This is a genomic window from Algoriphagus terrigena DSM 22685, assembly GCF_000429445.1.
In the GTDB taxonomy this organism is placed as follows: Bacteria; Bacteroidota; Bacteroidia; order Cytophagales; family Cyclobacteriaceae; genus Algoriphagus; species Algoriphagus terrigena.
The window spans coordinates 54,017-77,192 of record NZ_AUBW01000015.1 but is presented as its reverse complement, the minus strand read 5'-3'; the positions used below and the strand labels follow the sequence as shown (position 1 = coordinate 77,192).

The 23,176-nt window shown below is 49.3% G+C and carries 17 protein-coding genes; 8 read left to right on the top strand and 9 right to left on the bottom strand.

Features of this window, described 5'->3' with window-relative positions; translation table 11 throughout:
* Nucleotides 1-62: 62 nt before the first annotated feature.
* The 5 genes from G459_RS29030 to G459_RS27600 all read right to left on the bottom strand — a co-directional run bounded on the left by G459_RS29030 (nucleotide 63) and on the right by G459_RS27600 (nucleotide 5,491).
* Entirely contained in the window at nucleotides 63-476 is a 414-nt protein-coding gene (locus G459_RS29030; protein ID WP_051315243.1) for an HYC_CC_PP family protein, read from the bottom strand.
* A gap of 128 nt (nucleotides 477-604) precedes the next feature.
* The gene (locus tag G459_RS0114585) at nucleotides 605-814 is read right to left on the bottom strand and encodes a heavy-metal-associated domain-containing protein (RefSeq protein WP_026968305.1); all 210 of its coding nucleotides are present in this window, start codon (nucleotides 812-814) and stop codon (nucleotides 605-607) included.
* A gap of 275 nt (nucleotides 815-1,089) precedes the next feature.
* Nucleotides 1,090-2,391, bottom strand: coding sequence for an amidohydrolase family protein (locus tag G459_RS0114580; protein ID WP_026968304.1), 1,302 nt, complete (start codon nucleotides 2,389-2,391; stop codon nucleotides 1,090-1,092).
* Nucleotides 2,392-2,403: 12 nt separating this feature from the next.
* Nucleotides 2,404-3,792, bottom strand: coding sequence for an amidohydrolase (locus G459_RS0114575; RefSeq protein WP_026968303.1), 1,389 nt, complete (start codon nucleotides 3,790-3,792; stop codon nucleotides 2,404-2,406).
* A gap of 4 nt (nucleotides 3,793-3,796) precedes the next feature.
* The gene (locus G459_RS27600) at nucleotides 3,797-5,491 is read right to left on the bottom strand and encodes an amidohydrolase family protein (RefSeq protein ID WP_051315242.1); all 1,695 of its coding nucleotides are present in this window, start codon (nucleotides 5,489-5,491) and stop codon (nucleotides 3,797-3,799) included.
* Nucleotides 5,492-5,718: 227 nt separating this feature from the next.
* Here G459_RS27600 and G459_RS0114565 point away from each other — a divergent pair, with 227 nt between their 5' ends.
* The 5 genes from G459_RS0114565 to G459_RS0114545 are packed head-to-tail and all read left to right on the top strand — an operon-like array spanning nucleotide 5,719 to nucleotide 11,511.
* Nucleotides 5,719-6,078, top strand: a complete 360-nt coding sequence (locus G459_RS0114565; protein WP_026968302.1) for a response regulator transcription factor — start codon at nucleotides 5,719-5,721, stop codon at nucleotides 6,076-6,078.
* A gap of 5 nt (nucleotides 6,079-6,083) precedes the next feature.
* Nucleotides 6,084-7,655 (top strand): hypothetical protein, encoded by a 1,572-nt coding sequence (locus G459_RS0114560; RefSeq protein WP_026968301.1) that lies wholly within the window; start codon nucleotides 6,084-6,086, stop codon nucleotides 7,653-7,655.
* Nucleotides 7,648-9,108 (top strand): glycosyltransferase family 2 protein, encoded by a 1,461-nt coding sequence (locus tag G459_RS0114555; protein ID WP_026968300.1) that lies wholly within the window; start codon nucleotides 7,648-7,650, stop codon nucleotides 9,106-9,108. Before G459_RS0114560 ends, G459_RS0114555 begins: the two co-directional genes overlap by 8 nt.
* Nucleotides 9,105-10,334, top strand: coding sequence for a YaiO family outer membrane beta-barrel protein (locus tag G459_RS0114550; protein WP_035456049.1), 1,230 nt, complete (start codon nucleotides 9,105-9,107; stop codon nucleotides 10,332-10,334). The genes G459_RS0114555 and G459_RS0114550 overlap by 4 nt, the downstream gene beginning before the upstream one ends.
* Before the next feature lie 13 nt (nucleotides 10,335-10,347).
* Nucleotides 10,348-11,511, top strand: coding sequence for a hypothetical protein (locus G459_RS0114545; protein WP_035456067.1), 1,164 nt, complete (start codon nucleotides 10,348-10,350; stop codon nucleotides 11,509-11,511).
* A 50-nt stretch (nucleotides 11,512-11,561) separates the two neighbouring features.
* Here the strand turns inward: G459_RS0114545 and G459_RS27595 are convergent, their stop codons facing one another.
* The 3 genes from G459_RS27595 to G459_RS0114530 all read right to left on the bottom strand — a co-directional run bounded on the left by G459_RS27595 (nucleotide 11,562) and on the right by G459_RS0114530 (nucleotide 14,164).
* A complete protein-coding gene (locus G459_RS27595) occupies nucleotides 11,562-13,112 on the bottom strand; it encodes a glycoside hydrolase family 99-like domain-containing protein (RefSeq protein WP_051315241.1) in 1,551 nt (516 codons plus the stop codon).
* Between the two features lie 191 nt (nucleotides 13,113-13,303).
* On the bottom strand, nucleotides 13,304-13,852 hold the full coding sequence (locus G459_RS0114535) for a GNAT family N-acetyltransferase (protein WP_026968297.1): 549 nt from the start codon (nucleotides 13,850-13,852) through the stop codon (nucleotides 13,304-13,306).
* Between the two features lie 18 nt (nucleotides 13,853-13,870).
* On the bottom strand, nucleotides 13,871-14,164 hold the full coding sequence (locus G459_RS0114530; protein WP_026968296.1) for a hypothetical protein: 294 nt from the start codon (nucleotides 14,162-14,164) through the stop codon (nucleotides 13,871-13,873).
* A 229-nt stretch (nucleotides 14,165-14,393) separates the two neighbouring features.
* On the opposite strand from G459_RS0114530, the gene G459_RS0114525 reads away from it, so the two are divergent.
* The 3 genes from G459_RS0114525 to G459_RS0114515 all read left to right on the top strand — a co-directional run bounded on the left by G459_RS0114525 (nucleotide 14,394) and on the right by G459_RS0114515 (nucleotide 21,352).
* Entirely contained in the window at nucleotides 14,394-17,738 is a 3,345-nt protein-coding gene (locus G459_RS0114525) for a transglutaminase family protein (protein ID WP_026968295.1), read from the top strand.
* A 40-nt stretch (nucleotides 17,739-17,778) separates the two neighbouring features.
* Complete coding sequence (locus G459_RS0114520) at nucleotides 17,779-20,319, top strand: circularly permuted type 2 ATP-grasp protein (RefSeq protein ID WP_026968294.1); 2,541 nt, start codon at nucleotides 17,779-17,781, stop codon at nucleotides 20,317-20,319.
* A 139-nt stretch (nucleotides 20,320-20,458) separates the two neighbouring features.
* Complete coding sequence (locus tag G459_RS0114515) at nucleotides 20,459-21,352, top strand: transglutaminase family protein (RefSeq protein WP_026968293.1); 894 nt, start codon at nucleotides 20,459-20,461, stop codon at nucleotides 21,350-21,352.
* A gap of 396 nt (nucleotides 21,353-21,748) precedes the next feature.
* On the opposite strand, the gene G459_RS0114510 is transcribed toward G459_RS0114515, so the two are convergent.
* Nucleotides 21,749-22,912: a PQQ-dependent sugar dehydrogenase gene (locus G459_RS0114510; RefSeq protein ID WP_026968292.1), complete on the bottom strand. Its 1,164-nt coding sequence runs from the start codon at nucleotides 22,910-22,912 to the stop codon at nucleotides 21,749-21,751.
* Between the last annotated feature and the right edge of the window lie 264 nt (nucleotides 22,913-23,176).

Here is a 23,176-nt window from a genome sequence, read left to right as displayed (position 1 = left end):
AATGCCTAAACCGTTTTGGTTTGAGGTCAAATGCATACCGGGATGACCCGGCTACCTAGGATTTAAATCAGGAAGTTTTGGTAAAGGACTTGGTAATCCCGCGAAATGGGAGGGGAATATGCTGTCCAAAAAGTGTTTGGTCGATCAGTGCTTGGTGTCAATCCGAAGACAAAAACCTCCACCAAGGCGACCGCAAAATTCAACTGGAATTGTACATCCGACTTTTTGAGCTGTACCTCATCGTCGACCTGAAGGTGCTCGGTGATATTTTCGCAGCAAGAGTTTGGATCTTTTTGGTTGTCGGAACCTTGCTCGTCGTGGCTCATCGGCATTTCCATCCCACAATCCACGTGTTTGGCTCCAAAACCAAGCTCTGATGTCATCTCCGTGCCCATGCAAAAATGCGTCGTCTTGGCCATCCCGACGGAGGCGAAGAAGACTAGCAGGGCTAGAAGAATGGAAACTGGAGCTTTCATTGTGTCAAAAGTACGGAATTTAATCTTGGAAGTTCAAATGATGATATAAGACGTTAGATTTTAGACTTTCGACAAAGGAGCTGATATAGGGCTTTCTATTGTGTCTGAAGTCTAACGTCTCCATTTCGTTATTTCACATTCGCCAAAAAACCGGCCTTCAGGACCGCCTTCTTGATATCGTCAGGACCCAGTTCGGTGGTCTCCACGGTCAGTGTGCGTTCCGGATCCTCGAGATCCACTGACCACGATTCGATTCCGGATTGTTCGTTAAGTTTGGGTGTGACCTTGGCCAGGCAGTTGCCGCAATTGATGTTGGTTTTGAATTTTAGCGTTTTCATTGGTAAGACTTTAGATGATTCAGGTGGCTTATTGTTTTCGTGTTTTGTGTCCGTTGACCGGGTTTTGTTTTCTCTAATCGAACCTCGGTGTCGACTCATGTGGAAGGAAGGCGCCCACTTGGCGTTGGTCACCGGTCCATTTTTCTAGGGTGTTTCTGAGAAAACGACATTCACACCTTCGAGGTTCACATCCAGATGACATTGCGCTCCGACTTTCGGTTTGATTCTTTCGATAATAAAAAAGCCACGAGACTGGCTCGTGGCTTTTCATCAAATCAATTGACCTTTAAACCCGGAGATCGTTCGAGAAATTCCTGGTAGAGTCTGATGTGTCTGTTGGACATTGGGATCATGTAGCCGTCGATGAGGACGTGGATGATCTGAGACTTGGTCTCCAGCGGATCGCCTGTCGAGATGATCAGGTTGGCGCGTTTGCCAGCTTCCACAGAGCCATACTGATCTGCAATGCCGAAGATCTCGGCGGGATTGATGGTGATCGCTTTCAGCGCTTCCTCTTTGCCCAATCCGTAAGCTGCCGCAAAAGCGGCGTGGAATGGCAGGTTTCGTACGTTTTCTTCTTCGTCAGTACGGATCGCTACTTTGACGCCTGCTTTGGCCATCTTGCCGGCGTTCGCGTAGGGCGTGTCGTAGCGGTCAGACTGTCTGGTGGGCAATTCCTGCACCGGACCTGTGATCACGGGGATTCCTGCTTTGGCGATCTCATCGGCCACTCTCCATCCTTCAGCCACACCTGAGAAGATCACTTTGATGTCTTTACCTTCTACCCACTTGATTGCATTTTGGATATCAGAGGCTGCATCGACTACGATGAGCAGAGGAAGCTCGCCGGAGACAGCCTTTGACAGCTGGTCCATCTCGGGATAGTATTGAAGTTCAGCGCCGGCCTTTTTCAAGGTCAGGTAGTTCTTGGCATTTTCCCAGATTTCATTGGCTTCTTTCAATGCTTTTTCGGAGTCTTTTTTCACATCCTCCTCCGATCTTCGATCAAATCTGCCACGTCGTCCGGAGCTCGGGAAGTTCATGACGATAGCCTTGAATCCGCCGTACATCTGATCCGGCGTGTAGCCATTGAGATTGATCAAAGCGGCTGTGCCGGGGAAAAGACCGCCAGTGGGTACCGTCAAAACGGTCGTCACGCCGGAAACGCGGGTTACACTGATGGCTTCGGCGTTGGGATTGACCGTGGTCAAAGCCTGCATATTCGGAGTTACATTTCCCAGTTCGGCGTAGTCCACGGTCTCAGGCACCGAGCTGACTTCGACCAAACCCAGTCTGGTACCGCCGTCGATCATGCCAGGATAGATGAACATGCCCGTGCAGTCGATGACTTCCGCACCGTCGGCACTGATACCGGTGCCTACTTGGGAGATCTTCCCGTTTTCGACCAAAACAGAAGTATTGCTCAGCGTGCCTTTGGTGACAGTCACGACTGTGGCGTTTTGAAGGAGAAACTTTCCGGTACGGGGTTTTACAAATTCCCCGTCGATCTGAGCCATGGCCGCCACTGGAAGAAGGGCAAGCAGAGAGGCGCAAAAGGTTTTTAAAATTCTATTCATGATTCGGGGTGATTAAAGTGTCTCTTCAAGGAACGCTCCCTGAAATGCTTCGAAGTATGCGTCCACGTCCTGGAGACATTGGTGGTCCTCTTCGGCATGCAGATACACCGGCTCTACCATCTCTGTCGCGCTCACAAACTGACGCTGGTCGTCTGTATCCGCCTTGATGTCAAAGTATTTGACGCCGTCCACAAAGGTCATTTGGGGAACTGCATAGGAGGAAAGCGGATGACCTTCGAAAATCACCAAGTCAGCTTGTTTGCCGACTTCGATCGAACCTACCTTGTCGTCAATACCAAGTTGTTTGGCGGGATTGATGGTGATCATGGCCAGGGCCTCATCGTCCGTCAATCCTCCGTAGCGCTGCGTCTTGGCAGCCTCGTGATAGAGGTGACGGATCAGCTCTGCAGAATCCGAATTGATCGAGGTGATGACGCCATTTCTCTGAAGGATCGCGGCATTGAAAGCGGTGGAGTAGTAGACCTCCATCTTGTAAGCCCACCAGTCGGCAAATACGGAAGCGCCCATCGTGTATTCGGCAATCTCCGGAGCGACTTTGAAGCCTTCGTTGGTGTGCTGGAAGACCAGCTTGGTGATCCCAAAATCCTTGGCGACGTTGATCAGCATGTAGATTTCATCTGCGCGATAGGAGTGGCAGTGGATGATGATCTTGCCGTCCAGGATATCTGCCAGCGTCTGAAGACGATCGTTGAAAGCCGGCGGAGTCATGGTGTTCCCCTTTTGTCCTTTGGCCGAATTGTAGCTTTCCCAGTTTTTCTTGTATTGCAGTGCTTCGTTGAAACCGTTTCTTAAAACTGCTTCCACACCCATACGGGTTCTTGGTTGGATGTTGTTGCCTCGTCCGTGAACCCGGGTTGGGTTTTCTCCCAGCGCAAACTTGATCGTGCGTGGCGCGTCCTGCATGATGATTTCCGCAGGATCGTCAGAGCCCCAGCGATGTTTCAGGGTGGCGTTTTGACCACCGACGACATTGGCGGAGCCGTGCATCGCGTGGGAGATGGTCACCCCACCGGCGAGCGCGCGGTAGATCCCGATTTCAAAGGGATTGACCACGTCTTTCATCCGAACTTCAGCCACGATCGGCGAAGAGGCCTCGTTGACCACGTCAAGCGCGACGTGGGAGTGGGCGTCGATGATTCCAGGCATCAGAAATTTGCCGCTGGCGTCGATCGTCTGTCCTCCTGATGGAGCGCTAAGATTTTGTCCAACTTGCTTGATAACTCCGTCCTGAACCAAGACATCTGTGTTTTCCAGATTTCCTTTCGTTACGGTAAGCACCGTCGCGTTTTTTATCAGAACACTGCCTTTCGGAGTTTGCGCTTGGGAATAATTCAATCCCATTCCCAACAAAGCAGCAAGTATAAAATTGAGCTTTTTCATGTTTTTAGTGGGTTAGGCTAGGAGTGATGAGTGTGGCGGTAAGTGGAAAGGAGCCGAACTGTCCGACAGACATGGTACCTTCCATGCTGGCACCTGCGATTTCTGCTGTAATAGTGACGGTGAGGTTGTTTCCACCTGCGTTGACGTCAAATTCGAAAGAAAGTGTTTTTTCGCTAAGAGCGACATTCCTAATCGGTGTGTTGATCTTACCCCCGCCAGAAGGGTCATCCAGAGTGATCGTTCCGGAGTATTCTGAACCTTCTTTGGTAATGGTGATTTCTCCGCCATTGCTACCAGCCGGAGTTTCTGCGGTGTATTCCCAGACTCCTTCAGCTTTCACGGCACCATTTTCAGATTTTCCGTTTTCCTTGGCAGCCTTTTTCTTCACTTCATAGTCAAATACATAGCCGTCAGCCACGACAGTTTTGATCTGCGCTGATTCTTTGAAGATCGAATCGGTGCTGATTACGAAATTGGCCATCTTGCCTTTCTCGATGGTTCCTGCCACTCTGCTGATTCCAAGTATTTGGGCGGGATTGGTGGTCAGAGCCGCCAAAGCCGCCTTTTCGCTTAGGCCATTTTTGACCATCGACTGAATCGCCTTTAGCGCGTCTCCAGGCTTGGCGTCAATAGTAGAGAATCCGAAGGGGATTCCAGCTTTCTCCAAAAGCGACGCCTGCTTGAGAGCCATATCGTAAGCTTCCTTTACCCGGTCGTATTGGGCTTTGGTTGCTGCGCTAACACTGTCCTTTTTTTGCGCCTTGAGAGCCTTGTCATCAGGAACTTCAAGCTTGATCAGTACCGGAGTGCCTGAGCTTTTAATCAGGTCAATGACTGTTTCATAGTTTTCCAATCCGGAAAGAATGAGTTTGAAACCCAACTCTTTCTGGAGCGAGATCGCTCTTCTCACCTCTAGATCGGAGTTTGCAGTGAAAATCACCGGGATCTGTTTCTGAACGACGGCTGTCATTCCAACCTGGGTTGGAGTCATCTCGGGTCTGGAGACTCCGGCCGTGGACGCGTAGAGCTTGGTGTGGTCGAGAGCGAGAGCGGTGTTTTGATAGACGTCGCGAAACTTTGCCATCACACCCACCGCAGTGGCGGGGTACATCCCTCTGGACCCTCTGAAATTGGCGGCCAGAGCGGTATTTTCCATTAGTACATTAACCGTTGTGGGGTTTCCCAATACCATGATAGCCGCCTTGCCGGGAATCATGCCTCCGTCAGGTACCACCTGAGTGAGGGTGAATCCGGACTTTCTCCAGTCATCTACCTGATTTCCTGTAATGGAAAACTGATCCGTGGCGGATCTCCAGGGCGTGATGCCTGCGATCTCATCAGGGGGCGCCGACGATACAAAGTCCTTGGGTCTTTCAAGATCCGTTGGTTTCGTGATTCCGGCCATTCCGGAACCATCGATGAAGCCAGGATAGATAAATAGTGAGTCACCAGCGATCAGCTGGGCTTCCTTGGGAAGTGACAGATTTGCACCCATATCCACGATCACTCCTTCACGGAAGAGGACCGTGCCTTTGGTCCCTTGCTGACCGGGAGATGCAAAAATTGTGGCATTGGTGATAGCGTAGGTTTCCGAGACTCTCCGCTTTCCTGTCGGATCACTCTGTGCCGACGCGGTATACGAGAGAATACCGGTCATCAGTAAGCCAGCCATTCCTGCGTTCAGAAATTGTCTTTTCATTCGATTGGTGGTTATTCTTCAGGTAGCAAGCTAGCAAAAGGCAATTCATCCGCGATGGGGAATTATTTTGAAAAACTTTTTTTTTGATCAGTGGTCTCGATTCACCGTCAAAATGCGAATAAGTGCATTTGATTTACATCTATCCGCCAAAGGCCGTATTATGAACGGCGGGAAGAGCTTACATTTTGTACTTTGATGCTATATTTAAGTTCGGATCACCCCCTGATATGAAAAAAATCCTGATTATCGAAGACGATAAGCTGATTTCCAGTTTAGTACAATTCCGGTTGAAAAAGGATGGTTACGAGACCCACTTGGTGTGTGACGGCAATGAAGGAATCCACGCGATTGACACTCTTGATCCGGATTTGATTATCACAGATGTCATGATGCCATTCCGCAGCGGGATCGAAATCATCCACCATGCGAAGAAATCCAGACCTAATACCCCTATCATAGTCCTCAGTTCCCTCGGAGAAGAGGAGCAAGTCGTCTTGGAGGCGTTTAATTTGGGAGTCGCAGACTTTATTCCCAAGCCTTTCAATCCCAATGAATTGGCGATCAGAGTCAAGCGCGTGCTCAAGTAGGTTTTATGACAAAATCTTTCCTCTGGATAGTCATTGGTTTATTTTTCCCGTTAGCGATTCAGGCGCAGGATGCCTTGATTCCTGAGGACTCGCTCGGCTTTCGGGATTTTTTGATTCTGCAAAAGGAAGTCACCGGGCTCGAGTATCAGTTTTTGATAATGGGCGACAATATTCCCGATTCCCTACTCCGCGACTCGGTTTACACGTTTTCGAAAACCGATTTGGGTCTGGTGTCGGGGCAGTTTGAAGATTTTGGCAAGCTCGATACTTTGGAAGCACCACTGGCTCAGTCAAACGTAGCTTATCAGCTTCAATATCTGGTTTTCTCTGAAATTTCTTCTCGGGCGACCGTGCGCGAGTATCTGTCTACCTTGATCGAAAACGGGGGGCACCAGATCAAAGTAGTTGAGCCTCAGTCGAAGATTGACTTGGTGGCTTTGGCTTCCAAATCACCTTATTCCCCTCTTCAAAAGTTTAAGCTGAAATTTGTATCTGATTACCGCCTTTTCGGAGTCACGCTGACCATTGCTTTTTTCTTCCTGGTGGCCTCTACTATGATTGCCGCGATGCTCGTGATGAAAGCCCGGAAAAACCAACGGGAGAATCTGGAAAAAGAATACGAAAGTATTGTCATTGATCCGTTGACTTCGCTGCTTTTTGAGAAGGAACTCCATGAAATCGAGCAAATGGACCAGGAGGAGATTTATCTCTTTTTTCCCCAACAGATGCTTTCCAAGAAATTGTTCAAACATGTGCTGATCGAGTCGATCATCGGATTGAATAAGAAGATGAAGGGGGAGTTTAAGGAAAAGCTCAAAGCGCTGTACAAGAAGCTGGAGCTTGATAAAATGTCCATACGTTCGCTGCATCACAAAAAGTGGGACAGGGTCACCATGGGCTTGGCTCAGATCAACGAGATGGATTTAGTCGAAGCCATGCCAGAGGTGAAGAAATTCACCAACTCGAAGAATTTTTACATTCGCTCGATGGCAGTCTCGACGATCCTCAACTTGTCCGAAAAGGTAGATTTGAAATTCCTCAGAGATCAGACTTATCCGATCTCTCTTTGGCAGCAGATGAACTACCTGAGAATCATCCGATTTGTGAGCTCGCAAAAGAATATCAAGCTGGAGGTTCTTTTTGATTCAGAGAATCCGAGTATCCGTATTTTTGGAATTAAGCTGGTGAGAATATTGGGGAGGGTCGACTTGATCGAAAACCTGGCGGCCTTCGCCGGCAGCGTCTCCGACGAGGAGAAGATGGAAATACTCGAAACCTATGCTTCGTTCGGAGCGCACATGGAGGCAGGATTTGTCAATGAATGCATGAAATCATCGAATCAGGCGTTGGTGCTGGCGGCCACTAAGGTGGCTATGGTGATTGGAGATGCTGAGTCCGCGGAGATCTTGGTTGGTTTGATCCATTCAGAGTCCTCATTTCCTAGAAAACTTAGCTTACTGAAGAGCCTCTACGGGCTGGACAAGGAGCGATTTGATACTGAGACGACAGACCATCCCAGTTCCGAAATATCGGATATCCGAAGCCACATTTTAGACCCGATGTTGCAGCATGTATAGCTTTTTGTTTTACCTGATTCTGGAGATTTTTGGGCTGATCTTCTTGGTTCTCAGCTTCTCGGTGATAGTCATCTACCTGGTGCTGATGGTGCTGAGCGCACTGGAAATGCGGGATTACCTGCGGAAAAACCGGTTTGCGGACTATGGGGATATCATTACATCGCCGATTGCCCCGGGGGTTTCCATCTTGGCACCTGCCTACAATGAAGGGCAAAGTATTGTGCAAAACGCGCAGAGCTTACTCTCGCTGCACTATGGCAAATTTGAGGTTATCCTGATCAACGATGGATCCAAGGACGATACCTTGGAGAAGCTCATCCATTCCTTTGAGCTGCAAAAGACCAACTATGTCTACCATCCGGAGATTGAAACCAAGCCCGTCAGAGGAATTTATAGATCCAAAAATATGTCTTATCGCCGCCTGACGGTGATCGACAAGGAAAATGGCGGAAAAGCCGATGCGCTCAATACCGGGATCAATATCGCGAATCTGGAGATTTTGGCTTGTATCGATGTAGACTGTATCCTGTCCAGTGAGTCGATTTCCCGCATGGTTAGGCCGTTTATGGAGGAGACCAACCAGCGGGTGATTGCTGTTGGTGGAGTCATCGGTATTGCAAACAATTGTGATGTGCAGGACGGTACCGTAACTACTTACCGGGTACCGGAGACGATGTTGGGCAAGTTTCAAGTGATCGAGTACTTCCGGGCATTTCTGATGGGCCGGATGGCCTGGTCGAGAATTAACGGTCTGATGTTGATCTCAGGTGCTTTTGGTTTTTTCAGAAAGGATCTTGTCAGGACTGTTGGAGGATATTTTCCAAAGACCGTAGGCGAAGACATGGAGCTGGTCGTCCGAATGAGACGATATCTGGACGAGCAGAAGATTCCGCACAAAGTGGCGTTTGTTCCCGATCCGTTGTGCTGGACAGAAGTTCCTGAAAACGAGGATGTTCTTGCTCGGCAGCGTAATCGATGGATGAGAGGAACTATTGAGACCTTGCAGCTGCATCAGACGGTGCGTTTCAACCCCAAGTATGGTGTTTTGGGGATGCTTTCGTATCCATTTTGGTCGATCTTTGAGAAATATGCCCCGATCTTGGAGGCGTCGGGGATTCTCTATACGCTCATTTTGCTGATGATCGGGGACTTTAGCGCGGTGTATTTCTTCGCCTTGCTTGTGATGATGTACCTGCTTTCTCTGTTGGTTTCCTCTTTCAGCGTGCTGTATGAGCAAATCGCCTTCAACCATTACAAGGACAAAAAGGACCTCAGAAAATTGATTTGGATGATTATCACGGAACCTTTTGTAGTGCATCCCAAGATCATCTATTGGGGGCTTATGGGCCACATTGACTTTATCAAAGGAAAAGGAGGATGGGGATCGATGATTCGAACCGGCTTCAAAAAGGCCGAAGACAAGAAAAATTTAGCAGAACAGTCGAGGACATGATCAAAAAGATATTTTTAACCGGAATAGCAGTGATCTTACTTCACACAGCAGGCAGGGCTCAAGATTCCTTTGACCCGGACGAGCTGTTGGTTCAAGCCCGGACGCTGATCATGGATGATCACTATGTGGAAGGGCGGAAGATCGCTTTCCGCGCTTTGGAAAGGTATCCCAACTATGCGGATATCTTGATTTTGGTGGGGCGGAGCTATGCGTGGGAAGGTAAAAACGACTCCGCCAGCATCTACCTGGAGCGCGCGATCACGGCGTCTCCTGAGTATACAGACGGGTACGTGGCCTACCTGGACAATCTTTTCTGGTCGGATAATATGACCAAAGCGGATAAGATTCTGGGCCGCGCCAAATCCAATTTGGCGACGCCAACTCCGGATGAGATCATCTATCGCGAATCCCGACTGCTCTACTTTCGGGAGCAATACGACGAAGCCTACGCTTTGGTAGAGCCGCTTTTTGACAAAGGGTACAACCAGGAAGGAATGCTCAGCTATATCCGAAATCTGGAGCGGTTGAAGGCGGTCAATGCAGTCGGTGCCACCTATGACTATGACACCTTCGAGGGGCAAATTGATCCCTGGCATACGTGGTCGGTCTACGGAAGAACTAGAACCAAACTCACCGGAGCGCTGATTGCGAGGGTGACCCAGTCCGTGCGATACGACGATTTCGGGACTTTGGTGGAGCTGGATGCCTACCCATCTATTGGCAAAAATGGCTATGCATACCTGAATGTTGGGGGCTCTGGGGCTGGTTTTTTTCCAAAAGTAAGAGTGGGAGCATCCTACTATCACAATCTCAATAAAGCCTGGGAAGTCGAAGGCGGCTACCGATACTTGGGTTTTTCGGAAGCGACCCATATCATCACCGGATCGGTCGGGAAGTATCTCGGAAACTGGTGGCTTAACACGCGCGTCAACGTGATTCCGAATGACGCAGGCACGAGTACTTCCGGTCAGTTTACCGCCCGATATTATTTCAAGACAGCCGAAGACTTCTTTAGCTTACAGTTGAGTTCCGGAGTGTCTCCGGATGAGGAAACGCGGGACCAGTCGCAGTTGCTCAATTCCTATCGGGCACGGGTCGGATATCAGCAGTTGATTTCGCCCAAAGTGATGATCTCCGGATATACCGGATACAGCCGGGATGAGCTGAGCGCCGATAATATCAGGAACAACATCAACCTTTCGGTTGGATTCGAATACCGATTCTAAGCTGGTCCAATTCATGAAAGAGGAACTAAAGATCTATGTATTTCGGCTTTGGCCCTTATTTCTTTTGGTCATCGGACTACCGCTGGCCAGTTTTATAATCTGGCTGCTGATACCGTCCCAGCAGCTTGATATTTTGGTGATTGACAAGACCGTCCGGGATGACAGTTTTCAGGAGCATGCCGGGCTTTTTTGGACTTTGAAACATCTGAAATACAAGAATAGATCGGGAGATTTCTATCAGGCATCGCAGGATTACTTCGGTTTTTTCCCCAGCGGGAAAGCTGATTTGGGAAAACGGGTTGATCTGGAAGGGAAGTCAGAAGAACAACTCAAGGCACTTGCTGCGGATCTTGATCTGGTCTATTTGGCAGACACGTATGGGGTGTATGAAAATGATTTTGACAAGACGGCTCCGGATGACTTCAGCAAAAAAATCTATGGCGGACTGGATACGGCAGACCTGCAACTGATCAAGCTGGCGAGTGAGGGTGGGAAGACGGTAGTAGCTGAATTTAACTCCATTGCATCGCCTACGCCCACTTTGATCCGAAATGAATTTGAGAACTTGATGGGGCTGAAGTGGACTGGATGGATCGGGCGGTATTTTGATGAATTGGACACTCTCGTCAATACAGACATCCCGACATGGATGATTCGTCAGTACCAGCGCCAACATGAGCGTTGGGACCTCCAAGGCCCTGGGCTGATTTTTATCAAGGAAAGTGGGGAGATCGAGGCATTTGCCCATCAGAGAGACTACGAAAACAAAGTCCCGCTGATCCGCACCCAAAAGCTGAACAAGCATGGGTATAAGCTTCCCGAAGTGGTGCCATATCCGGATTGGTTTGATGTGATGATGATCGCGCGTGACTATGATGTCATTTCCTACTATGACATCAATCCTACGGAAGAGGGAGTCTTGCGGCTGAGAGCCATGGGATTGCCGAGGTTTTTTCCCGCAGCGGTCGTAAGAAGCAATGGAAATGGCCGCCAATACTATTTTTCAGGAGACTTTTCTGACATGCGGACACATTTTGGATCGGCCCGCTTCTTTGGATTACCGGTGCTGTGGAGGGCGATTTATGTGGCTTCGGATTACACAGACCGGCAGAGCTTCTATTGGAATTACTATCATCCGCTGATCAGTCAGATCTTGGATAAAAGCAGCGATCAGTAGGCAGTATTCAGTCGCAGTGATCAGTGATTGAGGGGCTGTGTTCCGAAAGATCAGTTTCCGAAAACGTCCTGAATCGCTTCCAAATAACTAAATCCGTGACCTTCGGTGGGTTCGATGTAGTTGCCTTCCAGGTATTCATTCCAGCAGCAGATCATGACGGTGTTTCCGTTGGAAGGCCGGTATTTTCTGGACACTTGCTGTGCTTCTTTCAGCTTGGCAGTGAAGGAGGACTTGTCGCTGTGGACGAGATCTTTATAAGGTTCCGACGGAAATCCCGATTGTTGAGGCCAAGTGCCGCCTGCAGGCCGCATGTCCCAACCCATGGCGACTGGAACCTGATATTCGAACTGGTCGTCGTTCTTGAACATTTCTTCCCACATCTTCCAATGCCTTCGGTACGTCTCCCGCATGTCGGCATAGGAGCGGTTGTCTTTTTCCATAAAGTTATGGTACACGTAGGTAGTCATTCCATGGAAGCCCATTCCCTTCAGCCTTGGTACATATTCCTGAAGCAGCTGGCGCTTGAGGTACGTGCCGCCTTCCCAGGGTTTTTGAGGGTTTTGAGGCTTCCAATCCGTGGGAAGTCCATACATCCGCTCGCGCTCCAGCATAGGCCCAGCCATGACGGCGATGAATTTGATTCCCGGCAGACCGGCTTTCTGGGCCGTTCGCTGAGAGAGCTCGATCAGTTCTTGAAGGCTCAGACCATAGTATGTAGCTCTGGACTCTGTATCCTGCGGAAAATAAAAGTAGATGACGGGGCGTCCGTCCTCTGCTCTGAGGTAGTCTTCCCGACTGAAGTACTTATCGATCCACAACTGGGTGATTTTTTCATGCACTTTAAGGTATAGGTCCTTGGAGGGCTTCTCACCTTCGTAATTTGCCTGACGGGCAAGTTCCTCAGACGATCCGATCTTGAGCCAAAGTCTCCAGCGTTCGTCGCTGTCATCGCACCAGTTGATGGCAAATTTCATCTGCTCATCTTTGGGCAGTTTGGCATTCTCTGCAAGTAGAATCTCCAACTGATCTCCCCACTCGATCAGGCCGGGCACTGCCACTCTCCCTGACTGGTTTGGGTTATTTTCCCAGCCTTTTGGGTAGTAGATGCCAGCTTGGGGCGCGAAGTTTAAGTGGTGATAATAGTGTCGTCCGAAAAACCAGTCGTATGCAAAGAAGTCAATCCCGTACTTTTTCATGTACTGGAGCTGCTTTTTGGCCACTTCTGCGTCGGTTCGGCTATAAAATCCCTTTAACTCTGCGATAGGCTTGCGATCCAGATAAGGTCCCTGGTAGGGATATTTTGCATTGTAGATGCGTCCCTTCGGTCCCCAAATCGCCGGATTTAGAAGATTGGAGCAGTTGGCAGGATCCTGCATACACGACCAGAAACTGTCGCGGTCGACTGATGGATCCGGGGAAGTATTCCAAGAGGGCATGAAATACACGCCCACTATTTCGTCATCTTCGGGCTGTTGGTCTTGTGTTGATTGAGCGAAAAAACCTGCGACTTGTGTATCGCTGACGATCTCTGACTTTTGCTTGCATCCAGCAAGACAGAAGGAAAGAGCAAACAGCGCCAAAAAGAAATTGGAGAGGTTCATAGAAAAATCGTTTAGACCAATTTAAGACTCTCCTGCTAAGATGGAGCCAATACTGAGGAGAACTTGTTTTCTTTTGTCTGTGCGAAGGTTCCCTTTTGTTTAAAATTTGGGAAAAGATCAACAACTTGATGCAGTCTTTCTATCAGGAAGTGAGTTCGTAGCGTTGATTTGCCCACTCTCAGAGAAAAGCGCTAGTCCAGGTCTTTCTTCCAAATCTCAATGCCGCGATACTCGGGCAGCAGCATCTCAAAATCCAGCTGATAGCTCAGTAGATGCTCAAAGCCCATCTTTTGGTAGAATCTCTTTGCCTGTGGCTGTGAGGTCATTACTTCCAGCCAGATCGTCTTTAGGTTGTTCTCAAGGGCGACTTTCTCACAATGCTCCACCAAGACTTTGGCGATTCCCTTTCCGTGAAAATGGGGATGCAGATAAAGCCTGTGGAGCTTCATTGCTTCGGGGATCTCGACCTCACGCGGAGAAAAGGGGAAATCGTACTTCAAGATGCCGATTTTCTCACCGGACACTTCTACAAAAAAGTAATGACTGAAGTTCCTGAGGAGTTCTTTTTGAACGTTGCCTGGATTGTAGATCAAATTGATATACCAATCGCCCAGATCATACCAAAAGTTGCTATAGCTCGCCCGATAGATTTCATCCATCAGGCGATATAGGTCTTCTTGATCGTCAGGATGAATGGGGTTCAAGAATAAGTCAGAGGCAGAATCAAGTTTGATTTTCATTCCCGGAAATAGAGGAAGCTACTTCAACTTATCGATCAATTCCTCAGTCATTTCGTCGGCATATACACCGTAGGAGTTGACCAAGACGCCTTTTAGATCCCCCGAGATGGAAGAGATTGCGTAGAGAATTGCTTCGTCAGACGGATTGGTGTTGCCCTCAAACCGAAAGACCTTATCCACCTCAAACTGGGAGGGAAGCAGGCAGGCGTTGGCGCAGATCAGGCTGTCGAAGCGGATGTTGAAGTCTTCAGTATAGCCTTCTTTTCGGAGAGTTTCGAGAGTCTCGACGAGTGTGGGTTCATAGTTGGGCATCGTGTGGCGAGATTTTATGGCCTGAATATACGAATTCCCCGGCGAGGTCGTCCAGTGCCAAAGCCTGCTTTTTGTCGCCCAAATTATTTCAAGCCTAAATGATGCGGGCTTTCTATTTTGGATTAAATTACTTCCGCTAGAATCGCCCAAATAACCCAAGTTGGATCGCAATACGAACTTTCCGGAATACAGACTTGCTCTTTTCTCGCTATGATACGCCGCTAAACCTATGTCCATCAAAGTCGCCGTAAGGCACTACACCAAATACGAGTACGATCGTCACATCAGTCTGAGTCCCCAAGTCATCCGACTGAGGCCTGCACCACATTCCCGGACACACATCAAAGGCTACTCGCTGAATATCAAGCCCGAAAATCACTTCATCAACTGGCAACAGGACCCCTTCGGCAACTATCTGGCGCGTATCGTCTTCCCTGAAAAGGTGAAGTTTTTTGAGATCGACGTGGAGGTGATAGCCGATATGGTGGTGATCAATCCCTTTGATTTCTTTGTAGAAGAGTATGCCGATAAGTTCCCCTTTGTCTACGACGACAGCGTCAAGCAGCAGCTTGGTCCATATCTGGAGATCAAAGAGGCAGATCCGCTGCTGATGAAACTGGTCCAAAAAGCAAAGGCACTGATCTCCAAAGATATCATCACAGTAGATTACTTGGTGGCAATCAATACCATGATCAATCAGGAGCTGCGATACAATGTGCGGATGGAGCCGGGCGTGCAATCCTGCGAGGAGACCCTGATGATCGGTTCTGGCTCTTGCCGTGACTTTGCGTGGCTTTTCGTACAGGTTTTGCGCCATGTCGGATTGGCATCGCGATTTGCTTCGGGCTATTTGGTGCAGTTGAAATCTGACGAAAAATCCCTCGACGGCCCCTCTGGACCGGAGGAGGACTTCACCGATCTGCACGCATGGACAGAAGTGTATGTACCTGGCGCAGGCTGGATCGGTTTGGATTCGACTTCGGGTTTGTTTGCAGGAGAAGGTCACATTCCGCTGGCTTGCACGCCAAGTCCTCAGGACGCAGCGCCGATCTCCGGGATGTCGGAACCTACCGAGACGGAGTTTTTCTTCAAAAATGAAGTTACCCGGATCGAAGAAACTCCGAGGGTGACCAAGCCTTATTCGGAAGAGCAATGGGAAAAGATCCTGGCCGTCGGCGACCGGGTGGATGAGGATCTACTGGCAAATGATGTGCGACTGACAATGGGGGGAGAGCCGACTTTTGTCTCGATTGACCGGCAGGATGCACCTGAATGGAATACTGACGCCGACGGTGAGCATAAAAGAAGCCTCTCCAACACACTTTTTCACAAGCTCAAAGGAGAATTTGGCAAAGGCGCTTTAATGCAATACGGTCAGGGTAAATGGTATCCCGGCGAGCCCTTGCCGCGCTGGAAACTGGCCTGCTTCTGGAGAAAGGACGGAGTTCCGATGTGGAACAACGACGCGCTGATGGCCGATTTGTCGAAGGACTACAAGTTGACTCACCGAAAGTCGAAGAGCTTCATGGATCGTATCGTCAAAGAGCTCAACGTCGATCCGCTCAATGTCACGCCGCTGTACGAAGACCCTTTTTACTTCATTTGGCAGGAAAGCAAGATTCCCGTCAACATCGATCCGTCAAAATACAACCTCAAGTCTTCGCTGGAGCGGCAAAAACTCGCTGAGCTGCTTAAGAAAGGCCTGGGCAAACCCGTCGGCTATGCGCTGCCACTGGAGTGGGAGTATGATCAGAATAGGTGGCAAAGCTGCCGCTGGAAATTCCGCGCCAAGGACCTCTATCTGGTGCCCGGAAATTCTCCGGCTGGCTTGCGGCTGCCCCTGGATTCGATCGAATCCCCGAAAGACGAACCGCCAAAGCCGGAGAATGATTTGTTTGCCGAGGTCGCTGCGCTTCCGTCTGGGAAAAAGGCTAAACTGGTAAAAAAGAAGCCGATCAATTCCAAGCGGATTTTTAAGACCACTTTGGTGGTCGAAATCCGGGAGGGGAAACTTTTCGTCTTTATGCCGCCAGTGACATACATCGAGCACTACCTCGATCTAGTAAGCGCGATCGAAAGCGCAGCGCAACGCCTCAAAGTTCCGATTTTGATAGAGGGATACGATCCTCCGTCTGACAAGCGGATCGAGAAAATGATGATTACGCCAGATCCAGGCGTGATCGAGGTGAACGTGCAGCCTGCGAAAACCTGGAAGGAGGTAACACATAATTATGCTGTCCTGTACGAGAAAGCCCGGGAATCCAGGCTGACCAGCGAAAAATTCAATGTCGATGGGAAACACACCGGGACCGGTGGAGGCAATCACATTACGCTGGGTGGCTCGTCGCCCGAAAACAGCCCTTTGCTCAGAAGACCCGATGTATTGAGGAGTTTTATCACCTATTGGCAGCATCATCCGGCTCTGTCTTATTTGTTTTCCACCCAATTCATCGGACCGACCAGCCAGGCTCCACGCGTGGATGAGGGGAGAGACGACATGCTCTATGAGCTGGAATTGGCCTTTCAGCAGGTTCCAGACGGAATAGAGAACGAGATACCGTTCTGGATGGTAGATCGGATTTTTAGAAATCTACTGGTCGACATTACCGGAAACACTCACCGGGCGGAGTTCTGCATTGACAAGCTGTTCTCTCCGGATTCCAGCAGCGGACGCTTGGGTATTTTGGAGTTTCGGGGCTTTGACATGCCGCCTCACTACCGTATGAGCATGGTTCAGTTGCTGCTGATCCGGGCGTTGATGAGCTGGTTTTGGAAAAAGCCTTACACCCATAAACTCGTCCGTTGGGGCACTTCGCTGCACGATAAGTTTTTGCTCCCTCACTACTGCGAAAAGGACATGCTGGAGGTAGTCAATGACTTAAGAAGCGCCGGCTATGACTTTGATTTAGCTTGGTTTGATCCTTATTTCAGTTTCCGCTTTCCTTTTATCGGCGAGTTACAAGTAGATGATATTCATATTGATATGAAGATGGCCATCGAGCCATGGCATGTATTGGGTGAGGAGATGTCTAGCTCCGGTACCGCTCGCTATGTGGACTCTTCTTTGGAAAGACTCCAGGTGAAAATCTCCGGTTTGACAGATTCCCGCTATCATTTGCTTTGCAACGGGTATCGAATCCCGCTGAAGAACACCGGCGTTCAGGGCGAGTTTGTAGCTGGGATCCGATATCGGGCCTGGCAGCCTTTTTCGGCCTTGCATCCGACGATTGGCATTGATACGCCTTTGGTGATAGATTTGTATGACACTTGGACGAAAAAATCGGTGGCAGCCTGCCAATACCACGTAGTCCACCCGGGTGGTAGAAGTTATGACAATTTTCCCATCAACAGCAACGAGGCAGAAGCCCGCCGAATCTCGCGGTTTTTTGACTTTGGACACACCATCACGCCCGCCAGTACTCCAAATCCAGCGATGCAAACAGTCCAAGACGAGCAGCAGTCGGGACGATATATCGTCAAAACCAGCGCACAAACTAACTACGAAGCGACGGCTGAAATTATAAACCCAGAATTCCCCTTTACGATGGATCTCCGTCGGTATAAAAAACGATGAATGCATATTATTTCACCAGCAATGTGCTGAATATTGAGGTATGATAGAGTCTTATCTTATCGACAAGATGTTTAACAACGCGCCATTTCTGGATGAAATGGCGACTGACCAAGGCAAAATCCATCCCCAATGGGAACGATTGGCTAAATATTACGATCAGGTCGGACCCGAGCGCATGGCTCAATTTCACGAGGAAGTAGGGAGACAGCTGCGGGAAAACGGGGTCACCTACAACGTCTACGGCGATCCCAATGGGATGAACCGCCCTTGGATGTTGGATCCGGTGCCGATGGTTTTCAGCAGTGAAGAGTGGGACACTGTTGAAGAAGGGTTGGTTCAGCGGACTAATTTGCTGAATCTGGTTTTGAGCGACTTATACGGTCCTCAGACTCTGATCAAAGAAGGGCTCATCCCTTTTGAGCTGATCTACAATCACCGGGGATTTCTCAGACAAGCCCACAATGTAAAGATAGACGGAGATCAGCAGCTGATCCAGTATTCTTCGGATTTGGCCAGAGGCCCTGATGGCAAGATGTGGGTGCTCCACGATCGGACAGATGCGCCTTCAGGATCTGGATACACGTTTGAAAACAGGGCTGCGATGACTCGTGTTTTTCCGGAACTGATCAGAGAGAATCACGTCAGGAAGATCACGTCCTACTACCAGACGTTCAAAAATACGCTCAGCAACCTGACCACGAACAACAAGGAAAATCCTAGGGTGGTCTTGCTTTCACCAGGCCCGACGAATGAGACGTTCTTTGAGCATGCGTACATCTCGTCTTTTATGGGCTTTACACTGGCATTTGGGGAGGATCTCACCGTCAGTGACGGCTACGTGTGGCTGAAGACGATCAAGGGTTTGGAAAAAGTTGACGTCATCATCCGTCGGGTCGACGATGTGTTTTGCGATCCTTTGGAGTTTAGAAATGACTCCCATCTGGGTGTGGTTGGTTTGATGGAGGCGGTTCGGCAGAGAAAAGTGTTGGTGATCAATCCACTGGGATGTCGCGTGTTGGAGAATCCGGGTCTGATGGCTTTCCTTCCGAAACTGAGCAAGCATCTGCTGGGAGAAGATCTGTTTCTGCCATCGGTGGCGACCTGGTGGTGTGGTCAGCCCAAGGAGATGGAGTATGTTTTTGAGAAAATAGAAACACTGGTCATCCGAAATATCTATCGGGGGCCAAATCATAAATCGATCTTCGGAGGTGACCTTTCGAAAGCAGAGCTTCAAGCGCTCAAGCAAAAGATCCGTCGCAGTCCGTACCTGTATGCAGGCCAAGAGATGGTGGAGTTTTCTACTACACCAACTTGGATGAATAACAAGCTGGAAGCCAGGAATGCGGTTTTCAGAAGCTACGTGGTCGCAGACTCTGAAAACAAAAGTTACAAAGTGATGCCAGGGGGACTTTCCCGAAGCTCGCCGGAGCAGGGAGCTTTCCTGGTGTCCAACCAGACTGGGGGGATGAGTAAGGATACCTGGGTGCTGGGCAAGGCCAAGGATGCGGCAACTACGGTTTCGAAACCCATTCGTATCCAGCCGCTGGTGCGCAATGTGCTGCCGAGTAGGACAGGAGAGCGGCTCTTTTGGCTGGGAAGATACCTGGAGCGATCTGCTTACACCGTTCGCCTGATGCGGATGACGTTGCTTTCGTACAACGAAGCCGACGAGGATATTCATATTCAGGAAAATCCCGTCCTCAACACGCTGCTTCAGACGCTCACCAGCATGACGAGTGCTTTCCCGGGCTTTACGGACAAATCTATCTTGAAGAACCCCGAACCTGAGCTCTTGGATCTGGTGCGTGACATAGAGAAATCAGGCAGTTTGGCCTATTCCATCCAATCTTTTTTATCCAATGCCTACGCAGTCAGAGATCGCCTGAGTTTGGATACGTGGAGAATCCTGGATAGCATATCCGAGGAGCTCACCAAGATGAGGCAATCCGTAAAGACGCTTCAGCAGGCTTATCAAAGTCTGGATAATATGGTCGTGAAGCTGATGGCATTTTATGGATTGAATCTGGACAACATGACCCGGGAACCGACCTGGCACTTGCTGAATATCGGGCGTTTCATCGAATCTGCGGTCAATAACTGCACGATACTGAGAGGGATGCTTTGCGTGTCCTTTGACACCGAATCCAACAAAGAACTGATGGAAGACACGCTGCGGTGCAATGAAAGTCTGGTAACGTACCGCTATCGCTACCGCTCCAACCTGGAACTGCAGGGAGTACTTTCTCTGCTGATGCTCCATGAGGACAATCCAAGGTCGCTGATCTTCCAACTGTTGGAGATTGACCTGCATTTAAGGACACTTCCTAATCGCGAGGATACAGAACTTTTCAGTATTGAACGCAAAAAATTGCTCGAAGCCATCACCAAGATCAGGCTTTGCGATGTAGATAAACTAGCTGTCGCAGATCCTGAAAGCAACGGATTCGATGCCTTGAAGGCTTTTCTTGATGACATTATTGAACTCTTGCACGACACGTCAGACGTCGTCTATGAGAAATATTTTAGCCACACCGGCAGCAGCTACAAAATGATCCAAACGTCAGTAATTCCCGAGATATGAAATCGAGCCTGTCTGAGGCAGAGGGGCATGACGAAGAAGGTCACACACTGGGATGCCCGATACGCATCGGGGTGCTTTGCGAGATTCCACCTGCCTGCCGGTAGGCAGGTCTGGCCATTGAAAGTCAAATTATAAACAGATGAAATATCAGGTTATCCATATCACGGACTACATCTACGAGTTTCCGGCGACACTTTGTCACAATCTGATGTTTCAGATTCCTCAAAGCAATGCCTTTCAGACCGTGGAGGAATATTCCTGTGACATCTCACCCAAGCCAAGTTCTGAGATAGCCAGGAGTGATTTCTTTGGAAATAAGTACCTCTACTTTTCAGTGGAGAGATCTCATAAGAAGCTCACCGTCGCCTCAAAAAGTATCCTCGAACTCCTTCCTCCACCCTGGATTTCGATCCGGCCTGAGAAAACGATGCCTTGGGAAAAAGTGCACGCTTGGCTTCATTCAATCGAGGCGTCCAGCGATATCCGGCAGTATTATCTGGGCTCGAGCCACGTGCAGCTGATTGAAGGGATTAGAGAATATGCATTAAAGTCCTTCACTCCCGGTCGGCCGATCATGGAAGCGATGTCGCACCTGAATACTCGGATCTTTACCGATTTTGCATTTACGCCGGGATTTACCGATATCAGCACACCTTTGGCAAAAGTATTTGAACACAAGAAGGGCGTCTGCCAGGACTTTGCCCACTTTTCACTGGCCTGCCTCAGAGTGCTGGGATTGGCGGGCAGGTATGTCAGCGGCTACATCGAGACCTTGCCTCCTCCAGGCAAACCCAAACTGGTGGGATCCGACGCTTCCCATGCCTGGATTGCAGTCTATATTCCCGGTCACGATTGGGTTGAGTTTGATGCGACCAACAATCTGCTGGTCAGCGACAAGCATATCCGGGTGGCCGTCGGTCGCGATTTTGCCGACGTGACTCCACTGAAGGGAATCGTGTACAGCGGAAGTGAACAGGAGATGAAGGTGAGTGTGGATGTGCAGGCGCTGGAGGAGGAGTTGGCCGAAGATTGAGTGGGTTTTGAGTGATGGATTTTCGCTGAATTCTTCACACTGAGCAGCTTCTTCGGAAGCTTTGCAAAATCTTGCTTCCGAGGAATCGGAACCACGAGACTGTTCGATCCCCTCAAAAATTGAATTTTTCCTGCTCTGCGTAGTACTATTACAGTTAAAAGTCTCAACGTTCATATAAAAAGTATGAACGTCCGAGCAAAAACACTCAACGTTCATATAAAAAGTAGGAACGTCCGAGCAAAAAGACTCAACGTTGATATAAAAAGTATAAAAGTCGGAGCAAAAAGTCTCAATGTTTATACAAAAAGTATGAACATCCGAACTCAAGTCCTCGGGGGAAGGTGGGTTTTATCCTTCGCTGGGCCACTTCCCTGATAAGCCAGAGCTATGCGGAAGCTACTTTACTTCCAGCTTGTAGATTTTCCCATCAAAGCCGCAGATGTACAGTTCCTGATTTTGGTCGATGCCGAAGGAGGAAATGTTGAATCCGGCTTTTAGCAACTCCTTGTTGATTGGGCTTTGGGGATTGGCGACGTCCAAACTCCAAATCCGTCCCGTGGCAAAATCCGCGTAGATGTACTGGCCTTCGAGCTGGGGCAATGCAGTTCCCCGATAGACGTATCCGCCGGTGATGGAGACTCCCTCGGATCTGCCATACTCCCAGACGGGTAATTCCAAGCCGGTTTCATCACATCCGGATTTGAAGCAATGCGCGCCTTCCATGGTGTTCCAGCCATAGTTTCCACCTTTGACGATGATGTCGATCTCTTCGTAACTGTTTTGCCCGACGTCTGCCGTCCATAATTGTCCGGTCTCGGAGTCAAAGCTAAACCGCCAGGGATTTCGCAGTCCATAGGCGTAGATTTCCGGACGGTACCCTTGGGTGTTGTTTGCAAAGGGATTGTCAGCCGGAATTCCGTAGTTTTTTGCCCCCTCGTTTTTGTCAACATCTATTCTGAGCATACTGCCCAATAAAGTCTGTCTGTTTTGGCCATGACCCTTGGGATCGCCGCCGCTGCCACCGTCTCCCACAGCGATGTAGAGAAAGCCATCCGGGCCAAATGAAAGCTGGCCACCGTTATGATTGGAGTAGGGTTGGTCAAATTCCAAGAGGACCAATTCGCTGGCTTTGTCCGCTTTGTTGGGATCATTCGTCGATACTTTAAACCTCGAGATGACCGTGCGGTTGGGGTTGGAGGCGGTGTAGTTGACGTAGAGGTAGCCGTTGATTTCATACTGAGGATGAAAAGCCAAACCGAGTAAACCCTGTTCATTGCTGTCGTCGTCGACTAGACTTTCGATGTCCAGAAAGGTGGACTTTTCTCCCGCCTGCGTCTCATTTTTGAAAACGGAAATAACACCTTTCTGCTCCACCACGAATAGCCGATTGGTGTTGTCGCCCGCATGCTGAAGATCCACCGGTCGGTTAAAGGATAGTTGAGGAAAAGCTTCTGAAAGTTGAAGATCACCGGGGACTGGTGGCTCGGCCGGTTCAGGCTGGGCGCACGCGGCTGTCACCGCAAGGAGGAAAATGAAGGCTGAAAGTGGCGGAAATTTCATAGTAGCAACAATTGGGCACAGATAGAATATGGGAAAAAAGACTTCAGGAATAGCACTTCGCTAATTCAAGCCCATGGCTAAAACCATAAGGTCGAATGTTCTATAACGGTCTTTTCGACAGTAAGTTAGCTCAGTAGGGTAAATAACGAATATAAACCGCTTTAAATCAGCTCGCTACAACAGATGGCAGTCTGCAGCGTCTGTACGATGCAATTGGGATTTTGGAGCGAAAAGGATTACTGGAAACCAGCGCTTTTTTCAAAG

Coding starts and splice junctions, on each gene's coding strand:
- G459_RS0114525 (WP_026968295.1), top strand. CDS start 14,394: ATGTCCATCAAAGTCGCCGTAAGGCACTACACCAAATACGAGTACGAT.
- G459_RS0114555 (WP_026968300.1), top strand. CDS start 7,648: ATGTATAGCTTTTTGTTTTACCTGATTCTGGAGATTTTTGGGCTGATC.
- G459_RS27595 (WP_051315241.1), bottom strand. CDS start 13,112: ATGAACCTCTCCAATTTCTTTTTGGCGCTGTTTGCTCTTTCCTTCTGT.
- G459_RS0114550 (WP_035456049.1), top strand. CDS start 9,105: ATGATCAAAAAGATATTTTTAACCGGAATAGCAGTGATCTTACTTCAC.
- G459_RS0114530 (WP_026968296.1), bottom strand. CDS start 14,164: ATGCCCAACTATGAACCCACACTCGTCGAGACTCTCGAAACTCTCCGA.
- G459_RS0114515 (WP_026968293.1), top strand. CDS start 20,459: ATGAAATATCAGGTTATCCATATCACGGACTACATCTACGAGTTTCCG.
- G459_RS0114520 (WP_026968294.1), top strand. CDS start 17,779: ATGATAGAGTCTTATCTTATCGACAAGATGTTTAACAACGCGCCATTT.
- G459_RS29030 (WP_051315243.1), bottom strand. CDS start 476: ATGAAAGCTCCAGTTTCCATTCTTCTAGCCCTGCTAGTCTTCTTCGCC.
- G459_RS27600 (WP_051315242.1), bottom strand. CDS start 5,491: ATGAAAAGACAATTTCTGAACGCAGGAATGGCTGGCTTACTGATGACC.
- G459_RS0114585 (WP_026968305.1), bottom strand. CDS start 814: ATGAAAACGCTAAAATTCAAAACCAACATCAATTGCGGCAACTGCCTG.
- G459_RS0114545 (WP_035456067.1), top strand. CDS start 10,348: ATGAAAGAGGAACTAAAGATCTATGTATTTCGGCTTTGGCCCTTATTT.
- G459_RS0114580 (WP_026968304.1), bottom strand. CDS start 2,391: ATGAATAGAATTTTAAAAACCTTTTGCGCCTCTCTGCTTGCCCTTCTT.
- G459_RS0114565 (WP_026968302.1), top strand. CDS start 5,719: ATGAAAAAAATCCTGATTATCGAAGACGATAAGCTGATTTCCAGTTTA.
- G459_RS0114560 (WP_026968301.1), top strand. CDS start 6,084: ATGACAAAATCTTTCCTCTGGATAGTCATTGGTTTATTTTTCCCGTTA.
- G459_RS0114510 (WP_026968292.1), bottom strand. CDS start 22,912: ATGAAATTTCCGCCACTTTCAGCCTTCATTTTCCTCCTTGCGGTGACA.
- G459_RS0114535 (WP_026968297.1), bottom strand. CDS start 13,852: ATGAAAATCAAACTTGATTCTGCCTCTGACTTATTCTTGAACCCCATT.
- G459_RS0114575 (WP_026968303.1), bottom strand. CDS start 3,792: ATGAAAAAGCTCAATTTTATACTTGCTGCTTTGTTGGGAATGGGATTG.